We start from the raw sequence: 16,167 nt of genomic DNA, 5'->3' as shown, positions 1-16,167 counted from the left end.
GTCGGGAGCATGGCTACTCCTGACTTCATCCGTGAGATCCGGGCCTCCGCCGGGCACCAGCTGTTGTGGCTGCCCGGCGTCAGCGCCGTCGTCTTCGACGACGAGGGGCGGGTCCTGCTGGGGCAGCGCGCGGACAACCACGAGTGGACGGTGATCTCGGGCATACCCGACCCCGGGGAGCAGCCCGCGGCCGCCGCCGTCCGGGAGGTCCACGAAGAGGCGGGCGTGCACTGCGTCGTCGAACGGGTCGTCCTCGTCCGGTCGGGGAGAGAGGTCGTCTACCCCAACGGCGACACGTGCCAGTTCATGGACATCACCTTCCGCTGCCGGGCCGTCGGCGGCGAGGCACGGGTGAACGACGACGAGTCCCTCGAGGTCGGCTGGTTCGAGGTGGACGCGCTGCCCCCGATGGGCGAACGCCAGCTGTTCCGGATCAAGCAAGCACTGTCCGATGAACCCACATGGTTTGAGCCCATGAGTTCCGAATGAAGTATGGGCTCTGACCACATGGGGGCAGTCAAGGGCGCTGCTTAGGGTCGAGCCATGACCCCGCCCAGCGCCCTCTCGGCCCCCCACGCCTCCTCGCTCGACCTCGGCGGCCGCACCGCCCTCGTCACCGGCGCCGCCGGTGGCATCGGCCGCGCCTGTGTGCTGCGGCTTGCGGCCGCAGGGGCGAAGGTGAGAGCGGTCGACCGGGAGGCGCGGGGGCTGGAGGAGCTGGTCGACGGGGCCCGGAACCTGGCGGGCGCCATCGAACCGCACGTTCTCGACCTGACCGACCTGGACGCCGCCGAGCACGCCGCCGCCGGCACCGACGTGCTGGTCAACAACGCCGGGCTCCAGCTCGTGCGCCCCATCGAGGAGTTCCCGCCCGACGTCTTCCACACCGTGCTCACGGTGATGCTGGAGGCGCCGTTCCGGCTCATCCGCGGCGCCCTGCCCCACATGTACGGGCAGGGGTGGGGCCGGATCGTCAACGTGTCCTCGGTCCACGGGCTGCGGGCCTCGGCGTTCAAGTCGGCGTACGTCGCCGCCAAGCACGGCCTGGAAGGGCTCTCCAAGACGGCCGCCCTGGAGGGCGCGCCCCACGGTGTCACCTCGAACTGTGTGAACCCCGCCTATGTGCGCACCCCCCTGGTCGAGAAGCAGCTCGCCGACCAGGCGCAGGCGCACGGCATCCCCGAGGAGCGCGTCCTGGCCGAGATACTGCTCCAGGACAGCGCGGTCAAGCGGCTCATCGAGCCCGAGGACGTCGCCGAGGCCGTGGCGTATCTGTGCGGTCCGCAGGCGTCCTTCGTGACCGGCACGTCCCTGGTGATGGACGGGGGCTGGACGGCGCACTGAGCCGCGCCCCGGCGGGGTTGTCCACAGGGCTGACGAGGTGACGGTGCGATGAGGAATCCTGTGAGCATGTCCCGCGATCACGTGCAGTCCGCCGAGCGCCCCGCCGGCAGCGCCGAGGCACCGTTCCTCGAGCTGCTGGCCAGGGGCGCGTCCGCCGATGCCTACGAGCAGCCGGTGCTGGTCGCCCGCGCCGAGGGCCGGCCGGCCGAGCGGATCGCCGCGCTGGAGCAGGCCAAGCTGGTCGCGCTGCGCGTGCGCTCGGAGCTGGAGGGACGGCGCCGGCGCGAGGCCGAGCTCTCCGCTCTCTTCGAGACCGCGCACGACCTGGCGGGACTGCGCGACCTGGACGCCGTGCTCCAGGCGATCGTGCAGCGCGCCCGCTCACTGCTCGGCACGGACGTCGCCTACCTCAGCCTGAACGACCCGGTCCGCGGCGACACCTACATGCGTGTGACGGAGGGCTCGGTCGCCGCCCGCTTCCAGCAACTGCGGCTCGGCATGGGCGAGGGGCTCGGCGGCCTCGTCGCCCAGACGGCCCGGCCCTACGTCACCGACGACTACTTCAAGGACGAGCGCTTCCAGCACACCCGCACCATCGACGGCGGCGTACGGGACGAGGGCCTGGTCGCCATCCTCGGCGTGCCGCTGATGCTGGGCCACCACGTCATCGGGGTGCTGTTCGCCGCCGACCGGCGCGCCCGGGTCTTCGAGCGGGAGCAGATCGCCCTGCTCGGCTCCTTCGCCGCCCTGGCGGCCGCCGCCATCGACACCGCGAACCTGCTCACCGAGACCCGCTCGGCCCTCGCCGACCTGGAGCGGGCCAACGAGATCATCCGCGACCGCAGCGGCGTCATCGAGCGGGCCTCCGATGTCCACGACCGGCTCGCCGAACTCGTGCTGCGCGGCGGCGGGGTGCACGACGTGGCGGCCGCGGTCGCCGAAGTCCTCGACGGCAAGGTCGAGTTCACCGAGGCCGCCGCCACCCCCGCCGAGGCACTGGAAGCCTCCCGGGCCGAAGGACACGCCGTACGGCACGGCGACGACTGGATCGCGGCCGTCTCCGCCGGCGGCGAACTGCTCGGCGCCCTCGTGCTGCACGGCCACCCCGGACTCGACCCCGTCGACCAGCGCACCCTGGAGCGCGCCGCGATGGTCACCTCGCTGCTGCTGCTGGCCAGACGCTCGGCGGCCGAGGCCGAACAGCGCGTCCGTGGCGAACTCCTGGACGACCTCCTCGACGCCCGTGACCGCGACCCGCGCCTGCTGCGCGAACGGGCCTCCCGGCTGCACGCCGACCTCGACGCCACCCATGTCGTCCTGGCCGCGCGTCTCGACGGCACCGCGGCCGACGCCGAGCAGGAGGCGGACGCCCGCAGACGCCTGTGGTCCGCCGCCTCCCACCTTGCGGCGACCCGGCACGGACTGGCCGCCGCCCGCGACGGCGGCACCGTCCTGTTGCTGCCCCTGAGACCCGGCGACACCGCGACCGCCCTGGCCCGCCGCACCGCAGGCCACCTCGGCACGGCCGTCCACGAGGCCGTCACCGTCGGCGCGTCGGGCCCGGTCGAGGACCTGGCCACCCGCCCGGACACCGTGGCCGCCGCCTACGAGGAGGGCCGCCGCTGCCTCGACGCCCTGCGGCTCCTGGGCCGTTCCGGCGACGGGGCGGCCGCCGAGGACTTCGGGTTCCTCGGCCTGCTCCTGGCCGGCGACCGCGACATCACGGGCTTCGTCGACCGCACCATCGGCCAGGTCGTGACCTACGACGAACGGCGCGGCACCGATCTCCTGCGCACCCTGGACGCCTACTTCGCCTGCGGCATGAGCCCGGCCCGCACCAAGGACGAACTGCACGTCCACGTGAACACGGTCGCCCAACGCCTGGAGCGCGTCGGCCGCCTCCTCGGCGACGACTGGCAGAGCCCCGCGCGCGCCCTGGAGATCCAGCTCGCCCTGCGCCTGCACCGGTTGTCCGCACCGACACAGCACTGAGTGCGCCCATCGCCACAGCACGGACCCCCGCACGCACGAGCGCACGGGGGCCGGCCGGGGCAGATCAGACGGTGCGGGCGTCCGCGGTCGCGGCCTTCACCGGCTCCGCGTCCGCGGGGGCGTCGACGTCGGCGAGGTCCCGGTTGCGGGTCTCCTTGGCCACCCCCACCGCGATGAGGGTCAGCACGGCCGCCGCGATGACGTACAGGGCGATCGGGGTGGAGCTGCCGTAGTCGTCCAGGAGCGCGGTGGCGATCAGCGGCGCGGGCGCTCCGGCGGCGACCGAGGCGAACTGGGCACCGATGGAGGCGCCGGAGTAGCGCATCCGGGTCGCGAACATCTCGGAGAAGAAGGCGGCCTGGGGCGCGTACATCGCCCCGTGCAGCACCAGACCCACGGTGATGGCGAGGATCAGGTTGCCGAAGCTGCCGGTGTCGATGAGGGAGAAGAACGGGAACATCCACAGGCCGATCCCGGCCGCGCCCAGCAGGTACACCGGCCGCCGCCCGATCCGGTCCGACAGGGCGCCCCACATCGGGATCACCGCGAAGTGCACGGCGGAGGCGATCAGTACGGCGTTCAGCGCGGTCTGCTTGGAGACGTCGGCCGCGGTGGTGGCGTAGACGAGGATGAAGGCGGTGATCACGTAGTAGCTGATGTTCTCGGCCATGCGCGCGCCCATCGCGATGAGCACGTCGCGCCAGTGGTGGCGCAGTACGGAGACGATCGGGAGCTTCTCCGCGGCGGCCCCCTGCTCGGCCTTGCGGGCCTGGGCGTGGGCCAGGGCCTGCTTGAAGACCGGCGATTCATCGACAGACAGACGAATCCACAAACCGACCATCACGAGGACGCCGGAGAGCAGGAACGGGATCCGCCAGCCCCAGCTGGTGAAGGCGCTGTCCGAGAGGACGGCGGTGAGCAGGGACAGCACACCGGTGGCCAGCAACTGCCCCGCGGGGGCGCCGGTCTGCGGCCAGGAGGCCCAGAACCCGCGCCGCCGGGCGTCCCCGTGCTCGGACACCAGCAGCACGGCCCCGCCCCACTCGCCGCCGAGCGCGAAGCCCTGGACCAGGCGCAGCACGGTCAGCAGCACGGGTGCCGCCGAGCCGATCGTCGCGTGGGTGGGCAGCAGCCCGATCGCGAAGGTCGCCCCGCCCATCAGCAGCAGGCTCAGCACCAGCAGCTTCTTGCGTCCCAGCCGGTCGCCGTAGTGCCCGAAGACGAGGGCACCGAGCGGACGGGCGGCGAATCCGACGGCGTACGTCAGGAACGACAGCAGGGTGCCGACGAGCGGGTCGGAGCCCGGGAAGAACAGCTTGTTGAAGACGAGGGCCGCGGCGGATCCGTAGAGAAAGAAGTCGTACCACTCGATGGTCGTGCCGATGAGGCTGGCGGCGACTATGCGCTTCAGGTTGTTCGGCGACGGTGGAGCGGGTGCTGCGGAGGCCATGTGCGCCACTTCCTCGTGTGCGGTGGGGACGGGTACGTGTCGGAACACCGTAGGAATCCGCACGTCAGGCGCACATGTGGCGGGACAACATACTTCGGGGCCGGAGTATAAGCGCGACCCCCACGTCCGCCTCGTCGGCCGGCGGTGGCGGTCGGTTCCTGACCGATCGCGCTCCTGTCTGCCCATTGCGGAATGAGGAACGAGGCTCCATTATCAGGAATCCTGTTAATTTAACTTTGTAGCGATTGGTGGTCAGGTCATGCCGTTCAGCGCCGAACTCCAGGCCAGAGGGATCCAACTGTTCCTGGGCCGCGTGATGGCCCGTGTGCACAAGGACTTGCGCTTCACCGACATCCCGAAGCGCACCGAGATCCTCCGGGTGGAGACCGGGGCCGGACCGGTCTCCTGCACCGTCTACCACCCGCCCGTGGCCACCGCGGCCCCCGCTCCCGTGTACATCAACTTCCACGGCGGCGGGTTCGTGGTCGGCCGCCCCGAGCAGGACGACCACATCTGCCGCTACATAGCCGCCAAGGCCGGCTGCGTCGTCATCAATGTCGATTACGCCGTGGCCCCGCAACGGCAGTTCCCTGTTCCCGTCCATCAGGCCTACGACGTCGCCGCCTGGGTCGCCGCGAACGGCTCCGCTGGCGGCTGGGACGGTTCGCGCCTCGCCGTGGGCGGACACAGCGCAGGCGCCAATCTGACCGCCGCGGTCTGCCGGCTGGCCCGGGAGCGCGGGACCTTCTCTCCCCGGCTCCAGATCATCGACTCGGCACCACTGGACCAGCTCGCCGACCCGGCCACCAAGCAGTCCCTCATCGCCAAGCCGCTGCTCAGCCCGCAGCTCATGCGGACCTTCACCGCCGCCTACGTCCTGGACGCCGCCGACCGGGCCGATCCGCTCGTCTCGCCCGCACTGGCCGACGACCTCGCCGGACTCCCCGCCGCCCTGGTCATCACCGCGGAGAACGACCGCCTGCGCGACGAGGGCGACGCCTACGCCAAGGCACTGGCGGCCGCGGGCGTCACGGTCACCCACCGTGTCTTCGAGGGCGTCGACCACTACTTCACCCACACCGGCCCGGTCGAGGCAGGAAGGGAGGCCATCGATCTGATGGCCACCACACTGCGCACGGCACTCCGCGCCTGACGACCCTGACCCCTGCGGTGTGCGGGGTCAGCTGATGCAGACCAGCCCGAGCAGGCAGAGCCCCGAGGGCGAGGACGACGAAGAGGACTCGGAGGCCGGGGGAGTCGCCGACGACGTGTCCGTGCTCGACGTGTCGGTGGTGTCCGTGTTGTCGGCGGGAGTGGGCGAGGCCGACGCCTGGGGGACCGAGTCCGTGGTGTCGGACACCGTGGAGGCGGTCTGCGACCCGGCGGAGGACACCGCTGTGGTCAGCGAATCCGTGACGCTGTCCTGCTGGACCGCCTCGGTCGTGGGCGTGGCCCGGGGCGTGGTGGCCGTCTGCTCATGGGGCGCGTTCGCGGTGGACGGGCGTTTCGCGGACGAGGTGCCCTTGGACCGGTTCGTGTCGGCCGGTGTCGCCGAAGCCGGCACCGGCGCCGTGGCCTGCTCCTCCGCGATGCCCATGGCCTGCCTGTCCGGTGCGGAGGCCGCCTGCGCGCGGTCCGTGGACTGGCGGTTCATCGAAGTGACGGTCAGACCGCCGCCGACCAGGGCGACCGCGGTGGCCACCAGGGCCCTGCGCTGGGTCTTCTTCCAGCGTTCCCGCTGGCGCCGCCGTGCCGCCCGGCCCGTCGGCGCGAGAGGCGGGGCGTCCGGGCTGTCGTACGGGTGCTCCTGCGGTGTCTCGCCGCTCTCCTCGGCGCCGGAACCCTGGTCGTGCCACAGGTGGCTCGGGGATTGCCACGGTGCCACGACCGGGTCGGGGGCCGGTGCGGTCGTTCCGACGGCGAGCGGCGCGATGTCCGGGGCGTAGGCGCCGCACCCGGGGCACACCAGGGCGCCGTTGAGATGCCGACGGCATGTGGAGCAGTAGTCCATCTGCGGTCTTCCTGTGTTCACTTTTCGCACGGGGGAGCGAGTCGCGAGCAAAGGTAGCGACGCTTTCGAAGGGGTGTGTGCAGCCTGTGTGACATCCCTGCGCAGATGTGCCCAGGGCGTGACCGCACAACGACACATCCGGGTGTCGTTTTCCTTGATTGCGGGGCGTTTGACCTGTTTCCCGATCGAGCCGCTTCAGGCACCCGGCTTCTCGTGCTGTCGGCGCACCATCTCGGAGATCCAGACGGGGGCGAACGGGGAGGTGCAGCCGGGAGGGGTCGGGTAGTCCTTGAGGACCTGTAGGTGTTCGCCGATGTCGATGGCGCGGGCGCGGTGTCCGGGGTGGTCGATGCCGATCTGGGCGAGGCAGTGGTTCATCGCCCATTGCAGACGGTCCGGGGCGTCCTTCATGTCGGCTTCGATGACGTCGAGCAAGCCCTCGAGATCGAGGCCCTGGGGCTTCTTCGCGACACGCTCGGTGGTCAGTGCCCAGCCGGCGCTCGCGACCACGGGATCCGGATCGGCGAACCAGGCCTGGCGCAGCTCCTCGGAGTGCGGGCTCTTCTTCACCACGTAGTTCACGAGCCAGTCGTGCACCTTGGGTGTGCGTGCCGTGCGCAGCATGGTGTCCAGCTCGTCACGCTCGAACGCCTTCGGGCGGCAGACCAGGGTCGCCAGCAGCTTCGCCGCGGTGTCGTCGGTCTCCCAGAGCCGGCGCGCGAGTTCCTGCTGTGTCTTGAGCCGCTTCGCGAGCGCGCGCAGCTTGCCGAGGTTCACCCCGTGATCGTCACCGTGTCTCTCGTTGACCTGGCGTACCTTCGGGTCCTCGAGCCCGGCCAGCTCGGCCATGACCTCGGCCACCGTCGTCCCGGTCACCTCAGCCTCCTGTTCCTGGCCGCGTGGGCCTCCCGTCCGTCATGAGCGGGATTCAGCCTACGAGGGAAGCCGGCGCGATCGCGGCCCGGCAGGCGGCCCGAGGTGACATGAGGTGACATCGAGATTCTTGTCAGCGGGGCGGCATACCGCGCACGACGTCGGCGACGCTCGTGGCGGGATGCCCGGTGAGGCGGGGAATGGCATCGCTGACGCCGTCGAGCTCACCCGCCGCGATGGCCGTGTAGGTGGACACCCAGGCGTCGAGCTGCCACTGCGGGGCGCCGTAGGAGGCACGAGAGGCGTAGGCCTCCTCGACGGTCTCCGGGTGGTAGGTGACGGTACGGCCCCGCACCTCGGACAGGACGGCCGCGGCCTCGTCCAGCGACAGGGATGCGGGTCCGGTCAGGTCGTAGGTCGCACCGGCGTGATCGGCCGGGCGGGCCAGGATCGCGGCGGACGCGTCGGCGATGTCGTCCTGCGCGACGAACGCGGCCCGCCCCTGCCCGGCCGGGCCGCGGATGACGCCGTCCGCACCGGCCAGGTCGGGGACGAAGTCGGCGTAGATGTTGTCCCGCAGGAACGTGTACGCCAGGCCGGTGGCGCGGATGTGCTCCTCGGTGTGGAAGTGGTCCCGGGCGAGCGTGAACGTGGCGTCGGGCGCCGCACCGAAGAAGGAGACGTACACCAGGTGCCGTACGCCGGCCTCGACGGCGGCGTCCACGAAGACCTTGTGCTGGGCGAGCCGGTCGGCGCTCTCGGAGGCGGACACCATGAACACCGTCTCCGCGCCGCTCAGGCCGCTCACGACGGCGTCATGGTCGTCGTAGCTGGCGCGGACGGGTGTCGCACCGGGGAGTTGCGGCGTCCTCTCGGGGCTGCGCACCAGCAGTCGCTGCGGCACCTCCCGCTCGGCCAGGCGGCGGGCGACGCGCCCGCCGAGGCGGCCCGTGGCTCCGGTGACCACCACTGTCGGCTCGGCCATGGTCCAGATCACTTCCTTGTACGGTCGGTGCGTTCGGAGCCGGTCCGCCCCGCAGGGCACGGACAGCGGACGGGCTCCCAGGTCGGCGGAAACGTCCGGTATCGGAGCGAGTCCGCCGACAACCTACTCCCCGGACGGCGCGGTCAACGGCACGCCCAGGGCCACCGGGGTGCCGAAGGCGGGTGTGCCGTCCGCGTTCCAGGTGAACTTCTGTGCCCTGGTGGTCCGGTTCATGTCGCAGCCGCCGCTCGTGGAGTTGTTGGCGTGGTAGACCATCCAGTCCTCGGTGCCGTCGGGTGACTTGAAGAAGCCGTTGTGGCCGGGGCCGTACACACCGTTGGTGTTGGACCGCTGGAAGACCGGGTTGGGGGACTTGACCCAGGAGGCGGAGTTCAGCGGGTCACCGCCGTTGTAGGTGAGCATGCCCAGCTTGTAGTCGGGTGTGGAGCAGTGGCTGGCGGAGTAGACGATGAACGTCTTCCCGTTCCGCTGGAGGACCTCCGCGCCCTCGTTGACCGCGCCGCCCACCGTCTCCCAGCTGTAGGTCGGGGTGGACAGGATCCTGCGGGTGCCGCTCGCGGTCCACGGGTTCGACAGCGGCCGGATGAACATCGGCTGCGAGCCGTTGTAGAAGGTGCCCAACAGATAGAGCTGTCCGTTGAGTTGAAGGATGCCGGGGTCCAGCTCCCAGGTGTTGTCCTGGGTCGGGTCGAGCAGGTCGGCCTTGAAGCTGTACGGCCCCATCGGGTCGAGGCCGGCGCTCTCCAGGACGTGGATGCGCTGGGTGCCCAGGTCGTACGGCTCGCGTCCGGCCGTGTAGTAGAAGTACCAGCGCCTGCCGTTCGGACCGTCGAGGAGATGGAACTCCGGCGCCCACATCGTGCCCGCCCCGTTGGGCCGGGTCAGGTTGAAGATCACCTGGTCGCCGGCGGTGGCGAGACCGGCGAGCGTGTCGGCCTTGCGCATGGTGATCGTCGAGTTCCAGGTGGTCGTGGCGAGGTAGTAGTACCCGTCGTGGTACGTCAGCCAGGGGTCGGGTCCGTGCTGGGAGAGCGGGTTGGTGAAGGTGCCGGGGGTCGTGCCGCCGCCGGTGAAGCCGGGCAGCCGCCACACCCTGGCGTTCGCGGCGGAGCACGGCAGCTGCACCAGGTTGGTGTTCGAGGCGGACGAACCGCCGCTGGGGGCGACGCACTTGCCGGAGCCGACGGAGACGATGTTGAACGTCTTGTCGGTGCCGGCGACCGTCACCGGGACGAGCCGCCACTGCTGGTTCGTGCCGCTGTGGCAGGGCCACTGGATGATTGCCGCGTTGTCCGCCGTGGACGCGCCGTACACGTCGACGCACTGACCGGACTGGGTGGTGATGGTGTATGTGTCGCCGGTCCCGGAGACGGGTGTGTGGACGAGGTTCTGGTTGGCGCCGTTCGAGCAGGTGAAGGCGCGCAGTTGGGTACCCGCCGTGGTCGAACTCCCGGGCAGGTCGATGCAGTTGCCGCCGTTCTGGTTCACGGCCGTCGAGGTGAATGTGACGGCGGCGGACGCCGGTGGTGCGACGAGGAGGGCCGCCGCCAGGGCGAGCAGGGCCAGGAGGAGTCTGGATCTGGTCACGGGCCGTACACCTTCGCTTCGAGGAGGCCGACGGAATCGGTGCCGTTGCTCGTGAGCAGCACCCGTAGTCGTGTGGTGCTCGTCGCGGTGAACGTGACGCTGTTGTACTGGTTCTTGGCCAGCGTGTACGCGCTCGCGCCGGGGATGTCGACGTAGGCGCTGCCGTTCCAGTACTGCAGTTTCCAGGCGGACGGCATGTCGATGCCCTGGTCGTCGTCGAAGAAGTAGACGTCTGCCTTGTTGAGGGTCTTCGCGGACGGCCAGGTCAGCTCGGCCCACTGCTGGCCGGTCTCCGGCCAGGTTCCCCAGCGCGGGTTCACCGTGTCGTTGGAGGACGGCGGGTCGATCCCGTCGTTGACCGCGGTGACGGTCTCCCAGGGGGAGGTGTACGACGCGGTCGCGGTGGCGGATCCGGCCTGGTTCGCCGGTGGTTGGGCCCCGCCCCGGTGGAACACCTTCACCTCGGTGAGGCCCGTCTTGGCGCCGGAGGCGTTGGTGGCCAGGACCCGGACGCGCTGGGCGCTGACCGCGGGGAACGTCACCAGGTTGTAGTTGGCGCGCGGGGCGGCCGGACTCCTGGTCTGGCTCGGCACGTTCACCCATGAACTGCCGTTGTAGTACTGGACGGTGTACGCCGACGGCGCCCGGTAGGTCGTGCTCGCCGGGCGGCTGTCCTTGAAGTGCAGCCGCACCTCGTTGAGCGTGCGGGCGGTGCCGAAGTTCAGCTCGTACCAGTCCTGGCTGTTGGGCGAGGAGCCGGCGCCCCAGAAGGGTTCGTTGGTGGGGTAGCCGTCGACCGCGCCGGACGGGGTGCTGCCTGACCCGGTGTGGGAGGCGGACACGGTCGCGCCGGAGGCCAGGTTGGTCAGGTCGGCGGTGAGGTCGACGCCCGCCTTGGCGAGCATGTCGACCATCCGGGGGCTGCTCTGCACGACCTGGTGGGGTGCCTTGAGACCGGAGACGGCCGTGTGGTGGGTGACGGTGCCGTTCGTGGTCACCTCGCCCGTGGCCGGGTCCCAGGTGAACGGCGCCAGGGTGCTCACCGTGGCGGCCCGGCTGCCGTTGACGTAGATCGAGTAGCCCTCCGGGATGCCCGGGTAGCGGACCACGCCGTCGGAGGGGTCGTCCCAGACGATCGACAGATCGGCGCCCCGGTAGCGGAGGTTGTTGACGGTGAAGTGGCTCCACCCGATGTCGATGGGGGAGAGCTCGACCTTGGCGTCGCTGCGGGGCCGCAGTCCGGCGACGTCCTCGATCACGGTCCAGTTGCCGCTGCCCAGGATGTTGTGGTGGATCCAGGAGCGGTAGCCGATCGAGCTGCCGTTCCAGTCCGCCCAGAACTCGTTGGCGTCGGGCCACTGGGTGTTGCCGCCGATGTACTGGGCCCAGGTGTTCCAGTAGAGGAGCTTCTTGTAGTCGGTCGCGTTCATCCAGGAGTTGGGGTAGTTGCGCAGGACCGAGGAATAGAGCCGGAACTGGACGGTGGAATTGATGGTGGAGAAGTTGTTGGAGCCCGGGTTCCCGGCGTCGGCCGCGGCCTTCTTGTCGACCTGGTTGGCCGTGTAGAAGGGGAAGATCGGGTACTGGGCCGGATCGTCGTACAGGCGCAACGCCTGTTTGTACGTGGTGGTGTTGGGGACGGCGCCGACCGAGAACGGGTAGTAGTTGTTGATCTCTTTCCAGGGCACCCACTCGTTGGTCGACTTGAGCCGGTGCTCGAACAGCTGCCGGTTCGGGTTCCACAGCACGTTGACGATCGCGTCCTTGATCTGCGTCGCGAGCGTACGCATCTCGGTGGCCTTCGCGGTGTTGCCGATCGCCTCGTAGGCCTGAGCGGCCGCCGTCGCCCCGCTGTACTGGTAGGCGGACTCGGCGCGGTCCATGTTGCCGGGCTTCCAGTGGAAGGAGACGGCGTCGGCGTCGTTGCCGGTCAGGGCGCCCCAGTCGTACTCGATCAGCTTGTTGTTGTCGTGGTCGTAGTAGGCGAGTTGGCCTTTGACGTCGCCCTCGGCGTAGTGGGCCAGGCTGGCGGCGATGCCCGGCTGGCCGCCGTGGATCTGGTAGCTCTTCCAGGCCGCCTCGGCGATGTACTGGGTGTAGCTGTTGGACCAGTTCTCCGGGTCGCCCGGGTTGTCGAGGAACCGGCCGCCCTTGGAGGTCTGGCCGACGCTCAGCCAGTCCCCGTACGCGTAGGACGGGTCCCGCAGGTACTTGAGGTCGTCGATGTGCATCGGCTGGGTCAGCGCGATCGCGTTGTTGTAGCCGAGGACGCCCTCGGTGGAGGTCGGGAACTGGAAGGTCTGCCCGGGCATGTCGGCGTCGAGGTTGTTGAAGCGCATCAGCCACCAGCGGTAGTAGATGTGCTTCTTGATCGCCGGTTCGGGCACGTCGATGTAGGGCACGTTCTGCGCCCACCACTGGTTGTAGGCCCGGACATGGGTCGCGAAGGCGGTGGCGTCGGAGTAACCCGCGTAGGCGGTGTACTCGGTGAGCGAGGCCGGGATCTCGTCGGTGACGAAGCCCATCACGACCTTCGCGGTCGCCGTGGCTCCGGCCGCGACGGTCACCGAGCGGTTGAGGCCGCCGCCGGAGACGCTGAAGCCGTCGCCGGTGAGCCGGGGGCGCAGCGTGGTCAGGTTGTTGTACGCGTTGACCTGGCCGGTCAGTTCGCTGCCGCTGCCCGTGGTGGCGTACGGCGACGTCGCCCGCAGCTGGAGGGTGGTGGAGCCGCTGCCGTTGTTCTTGATCGACAGGTTCGTCACGGCGACGTTGTTGTCGGTGATGAACTTGGTCTGGGTGACCGCGATCGACCCGCTGGAGTGCACGCTCCTCCAGTGGCTCGGCACCTGCCGGCGCTGCGAGACCTGTTCCGTGAAGGTGCCCGGGCTGATCGTGACGCTGTAGGCGTTCTGGTCGTTGACGCTCTCCCAGTAGGCGACGTTGCCGCCGAAGCCGAGCACCGCGGGGTTGTGGGTCTTCATGAACAGGGCGCGCCCCCGGCTCATCAGCCAGGGGCCGGCCGGGTCGTCGCCGGAGCGGGCCAGCAGACGGTCCATCCAGAAGTCGGTGCCCGTACTCTCCGCGTCGTAGATCGCCTTCATCATGTCGCCGGGCGTGTGGGCGACGGGCGGGGCCGGGATCGCGGGGCCGCTGAAGGTGGGGAAACCGATGGTCTGGGCGGCACGAGCGGGGGTGGCGGTGAGGACGGAACAGACGAGGAGCGCCAGGACGATCAGGAGGCGCTGTAAGACGGGCTCGGTTCGTCTTCGCATCGGATGCTCCCTTTGGCGGAAAAGACCTAAAAGGTTTTCGCAACGTAGGAGCGAGCTGATGGAGTGTCAAGGGAGCTCGGAGAGACGCCAGTTGGCGGACCGTACGGTTCAGGACAGTGGGGCTGTGGAGCCTCGGATCACCACCCGGCAGGGGAGCGCCTCGATGCCGGAGTCCGTCGCACCGCCGATCGCGCCGAACAACGCCTGCGCCGCCGCCCGGCCGACCTGCTCCAGGTTCATGTCGACGCTGGTGAGCAGCGGGCGGGAACCTGACGTCAGGACCTGCCAGTTGTCGAAGCCCATGACCGCCACGTCGTCCGGCACCCGGTGGCCGCGCTCGCGCAGCACGTCCATGACGCCCCGGGCGATCTGATCGCTGCCGCACAGCACGGCGTCCACATCCGGATGCCGGTCCAGCAACAGCGCCGTGGCTGCCCGCCCCCACCCCTCCGACCAGGCGCCGAACCGCGGCTCGCCGACCGGGACGACCCCGGCGTCGGCGAGCGCGGCCCGCGCGCCCTCGGCCCGGTCGTGCGCGGCGGCGTAGCCGGGATCCCCGGTGATGTGGGCGATCCTGGTGCGGCCGCAGGCCAGCAGGTGCTGCACCGCGATCCGGCCCGCGTCGACGTTGTCCGGGACGATGGACAGGTCCGCCGGATCGTCGGACGGCGCATACGCGTAGACCACGGGAACGGCCAGGTCACGGCCGAGCGAGGGCCGGGGATCGGTCCGGCTGCCCACCACGATGAGGCCGTCCACCCGACGCCCGAGCAGCGCGCGGACATGGTGCTGCTCGCGGATCGCGTCCCCCCGGGCGTCGCACAGGAACACCGCCACCTCGCCCGCCCCGAAGGCGTCCTCGGCACCCATCAGTATCGGGATGCTGAACCGGCCCTCCAGATCACTGGTGAGCAGACCCACCGTCCCGGTCCGCCCGGCGAGCAGACCGCGGGCCAGCTGGTTGGGGCGGAAGGACAGTCGCTCGGCGGCCTCGATCACCCGCTGCCGGGTCTCGGCGCGCACCTGGCTGCGCCCGTTGAGGGCCTTCGAGGCGGTGGCGACCGACACCCCCGCCAGCCGGGCGACGTCGCTGAGGGTGGCGGTGCGCGAACGAGCGGGGCCGGTGGCTGGTGTCATGCGTGTCTCCTGTCTCGCATCACGTCCGTAAACCGTACGCGAGAACTTTCGGCATGCACCTGAAACTGCGTTTGTACGCGAGGGATTGACGGGTCATCAGCTCGGCTCTAGCTTGACGAAAGCCTTTTCGGCCCGTTTCTTCCCGGTGTTCGTCGCGGAGGGAGATCGTCATGGGGAGCCCCACCGGATCGCACGGACGTGTCCGCCGCCTCGTCACGGCCGCGGTCCTTCTCACCAGCCTGGGACTGGCCACGGCATGCGGGTCGGGCGACGGCGAACCGGACGACGGAGGCGGCGGGGGAGGGGGCGCGGCGGCGAACGCCACCGGCGTCGACGACGGCGCCGAGCTGACGATGTGGACGCGTGCGGCGACCCGGCCGCAGAGCGAGGCCCTCGTCAAGGCGTACAACGCGAGCCACAGGAACCGGATCAAACTCACCGTCATCCCCACCGACGACTACCAGGCCAAGGTCGGTGCCGCCGCCGGCTCCCGCGACCTGCCGGACCTGTTCGCCTCGGACGTCGTGTTCGTGCCCAACTACACCAGCAGCCGGCTCTTCGCCGACATCACCGACCGCATCGACGCCCTGCCCTTCGCCGACGACCTGGCCCAGTCGCACATCAAGGCAGGGACGTACGAGGACAAGAAGTACGTCGTACCGCACACCCTCGACCTGTCGGTGCTCTTCTACAACAAGGACCTCTACCGCAAGGCGAAGCTCGACCCCGACAAGCCGCCCACCACCCTGGCGGAGTGGGACGAGCAGGCCCGCGCCGTCGACAAGCTCGGCGGTGGCGTCAACGGCACGTTCTTCGGCGGCAATTGCGGCGGCTGCGGTGTCTTCACCTGGTGGCCGTCCATCTGGGCCGCCGGGGACGAGGTGATGAACGAGGACGGCACCGCGGCGACGCTCGACTCCGCCACCGCGAAGAAGGTCTACGACATCTACCGCGGCTGGGTCGACGACGACATCGTGGCCCCCGGCGCCCGCGACGAGACGGGCGCCACCTGGACCGGACTGTTCCCGAAGGGACGGATCGGCGTGATGCCGATGCCGTCGACCACCCTCGGTCTGATGCCGAAGAACCTCGACCTCGGGGTCGCGCCCATCCCCGGTCCCGACGGCGGCAAGGCCACCTTCGTCGGCGGTGACGCCATCGGCATCTCCGCCACCAGCAAGTCGGCCGACCAGGCCTGGAACTTCCTCGCCTGGTCCGTGGGCGACAAGGCACAGGTCGACGTGGTCGCCGCGCACAAGGACGTGGTGGCACGCACCGACCTCGCGTCCAACAAGTACTCGGACGCGGACCCGCGCCTGGTCACCATCAACGAGCTCGTGGCGGACGGCCACACCCCGTACGCGCTGAAGTTCGGCCAGACCTTCAACGACCCCAACGGGCCCTGGCTGACCATGATGCGCAACGCCGTCTTCGGCAACGGGGATTCCGTCGACAAGGACAACGACGAGGTGAGCGCCTCGCTGGCGGACTGAGC

General features: G+C 70.1%; 12 protein-coding genes. 5 read left to right on the top strand and 7 right to left on the bottom strand.

Annotation, left to right across the window (positions count from 1 at the left end):
- The first annotated feature begins 9 nt into the window (after positions 1 to 9).
- The 3 genes from ACIOHP_RS21835 to ACIOHP_RS21825 all read left to right on the top strand — a co-directional run bounded on the left by ACIOHP_RS21835 (position 10) and on the right by ACIOHP_RS21825 (position 3,336).
- Positions 10 to 489: an NUDIX hydrolase gene (locus ACIOHP_RS21835; RefSeq protein ID WP_401889810.1), complete on the top strand. Its 480-nt coding sequence runs from the start codon at positions 10 to 12 to the stop codon at positions 487 to 489.
- Between the two features lie 54 nt (positions 490 to 543).
- Complete coding sequence (locus ACIOHP_RS21830; RefSeq protein WP_401889808.1) at positions 544 to 1,344, top strand: 3-hydroxybutyrate dehydrogenase; 801 nt, start codon at positions 544 to 546, stop codon at positions 1,342 to 1,344.
- A 66-nt stretch (positions 1,345 to 1,410) separates the two neighbouring features.
- Positions 1,411 to 3,336, top strand: a complete 1,926-nt coding sequence (locus ACIOHP_RS21825; RefSeq protein WP_401889806.1) for a helix-turn-helix domain-containing protein — start codon at positions 1,411 to 1,413, stop codon at positions 3,334 to 3,336.
- A 64-nt stretch (positions 3,337 to 3,400) separates the two neighbouring features.
- Here ACIOHP_RS21825 and ACIOHP_RS21820 read toward each other — a convergent pair whose 3' ends face one another.
- Entirely contained in the window at positions 3,401 to 4,786 is a 1,386-nt protein-coding gene (locus ACIOHP_RS21820) for an MFS transporter (RefSeq protein WP_361543928.1), read from the bottom strand.
- A 259-nt stretch (positions 4,787 to 5,045) separates the two neighbouring features.
- On the opposite strand from ACIOHP_RS21820, the gene ACIOHP_RS21815 reads away from it, so the two are divergent.
- Positions 5,046 to 5,939, top strand: coding sequence for an alpha/beta hydrolase (locus tag ACIOHP_RS21815; RefSeq protein WP_401889802.1), 894 nt, complete (start codon positions 5,046 to 5,048; stop codon positions 5,937 to 5,939).
- Between the two features lie 27 nt (positions 5,940 to 5,966).
- On the opposite strand, the gene ACIOHP_RS21810 is transcribed toward ACIOHP_RS21815, so the two are convergent.
- The 6 genes from ACIOHP_RS21810 to ACIOHP_RS21785 form a co-directional block, all read right to left on the bottom strand.
- Positions 5,967 to 6,818, bottom strand: coding sequence for a hypothetical protein (locus tag ACIOHP_RS21810; protein WP_401889799.1), 852 nt, complete (start codon positions 6,816 to 6,818; stop codon positions 5,967 to 5,969).
- A gap of 174 nt (positions 6,819 to 6,992) precedes the next feature.
- Positions 6,993 to 7,646: a DNA alkylation repair protein gene (locus ACIOHP_RS21805; RefSeq protein WP_401890062.1), complete on the bottom strand. Its 654-nt coding sequence runs from the start codon at positions 7,644 to 7,646 to the stop codon at positions 6,993 to 6,995.
- 157 nt (positions 7,647 to 7,803) lie between these two features.
- On the bottom strand, positions 7,804 to 8,655 hold the full coding sequence (locus ACIOHP_RS21800) for an SDR family oxidoreductase (protein ID WP_401889796.1): 852 nt from the start codon (positions 8,653 to 8,655) through the stop codon (positions 7,804 to 7,806).
- Between the two features lie 123 nt (positions 8,656 to 8,778).
- Positions 8,779 to 10,263 carry a family 43 glycosylhydrolase gene (locus tag ACIOHP_RS21795; RefSeq protein ID WP_401889794.1) on the bottom strand — a complete coding sequence of 495 codons (1,485 nt, stop codon included), beginning with the start codon at positions 10,261 to 10,263 and terminating at the stop codon, positions 8,779 to 8,781.
- Entirely contained in the window at positions 10,260 to 13,535 is a 3,276-nt protein-coding gene (locus ACIOHP_RS21790) for an MGH1-like glycoside hydrolase domain-containing protein (protein ID WP_401889792.1), read from the bottom strand. Before ACIOHP_RS21790 ends, ACIOHP_RS21795 begins: the two co-directional genes overlap by 4 nt.
- Positions 13,536 to 13,643: 108 nt before the next feature.
- On the bottom strand, positions 13,644 to 14,672 hold the full coding sequence (locus ACIOHP_RS21785) for a LacI family DNA-binding transcriptional regulator (RefSeq protein ID WP_401889790.1): 1,029 nt from the start codon (positions 14,670 to 14,672) through the stop codon (positions 13,644 to 13,646).
- A 170-nt stretch (positions 14,673 to 14,842) separates the two neighbouring features.
- Here ACIOHP_RS21785 and ACIOHP_RS21780 point away from each other — a divergent pair, with 170 nt between their 5' ends.
- Positions 14,843 to 16,165 carry an ABC transporter substrate-binding protein gene (locus ACIOHP_RS21780; RefSeq protein ID WP_401889788.1) on the top strand — a complete coding sequence of 441 codons (1,323 nt, stop codon included), beginning with the start codon at positions 14,843 to 14,845 and terminating at the stop codon, positions 16,163 to 16,165.
- Positions 16,166 to 16,167: the final 2 nt, after the last annotated feature.

Origin of the sequence: Streptomyces sp. NPDC087859 (assembly GCF_044742595.1) — a bacterium.
Lineage (GTDB): Bacteria > Actinomycetota > Actinomycetes > Streptomycetales > Streptomycetaceae > Streptomyces > Streptomyces canus_F.
The sequence above is the reverse complement of the archived record's forward strand: the minus strand, read 5'-3'. Positions and strand labels throughout refer to the sequence as shown.

Coding starts and splice junctions, on each gene's coding strand:
- ACIOHP_RS21835 (WP_401889810.1), top strand. CDS start 10: ATGGCTACTCCTGACTTCATCCGTGAGATCCGGGCCTCCGCCGGGCAC.
- ACIOHP_RS21830 (WP_401889808.1), top strand. CDS start 544: ATGACCCCGCCCAGCGCCCTCTCGGCCCCCCACGCCTCCTCGCTCGAC.
- ACIOHP_RS21825 (WP_401889806.1), top strand. CDS start 1,411: ATGTCCCGCGATCACGTGCAGTCCGCCGAGCGCCCCGCCGGCAGCGCC.
- ACIOHP_RS21820 (WP_361543928.1), bottom strand. CDS start 4,786: ATGGCCTCCGCAGCACCCGCTCCACCGTCGCCGAACAACCTGAAGCGC.
- ACIOHP_RS21815 (WP_401889802.1), top strand. CDS start 5,046: ATGCCGTTCAGCGCCGAACTCCAGGCCAGAGGGATCCAACTGTTCCTG.
- ACIOHP_RS21805 (WP_401890062.1), bottom strand. CDS start 7,646: ATGGCCGAGCTGGCCGGGCTCGAGGACCCGAAGGTACGCCAGGTCAAC.
- ACIOHP_RS21800 (WP_401889796.1), bottom strand. CDS start 8,655: ATGGCCGAGCCGACAGTGGTGGTCACCGGAGCCACGGGCCGCCTCGGC.
- ACIOHP_RS21790 (WP_401889792.1), bottom strand. CDS start 13,535: ATGCGAAGACGAACCGAGCCCGTCTTACAGCGCCTCCTGATCGTCCTG.
- ACIOHP_RS21785 (WP_401889790.1), bottom strand. CDS start 14,672: ATGACACCAGCCACCGGCCCCGCTCGTTCGCGCACCGCCACCCTCAGC.
- ACIOHP_RS21780 (WP_401889788.1), top strand. CDS start 14,843: ATGGGGAGCCCCACCGGATCGCACGGACGTGTCCGCCGCCTCGTCACG.